At 45.2% G+C, this 230-nt stretch carries 1 tRNA gene; it reads left to right on the forward strand.

The features are described from left to right. A tRNA-Cys gene (locus Q0791_RS25200) sits at positions 1 to 74 on the forward strand. The last annotated feature ends 156 nt before the right edge of the window (positions 75 to 230 follow it).

The following is a 230-nucleotide window of genomic DNA, read 5'->3' on the forward strand; positions in this document are numbered from 1 at the left end:
GGCGCGATGGCAGAATGGCTATGCTGCGGATTGCAAATCCGTCGATCTCGGTTCGACTCCGGGTCGCGCCTCCAAATTAAGAATAATTGAGTCAGCGATTTTACTATCAATGGCAGTATTAACTACTGATAATACGTATCAATTCATTAAAACAGTTTTGCCCGAGTGGTGGAATCGGTAGACACAAGGGATTTAAAATCCCTCGCTTAATAGGCGTGCCAGTTCAAGTC

This window comes from uncultured Shewanella sp., assembly GCF_947495455.1.
Lineage (GTDB): Bacteria > Pseudomonadota > Gammaproteobacteria > Enterobacterales > Shewanellaceae > Shewanella.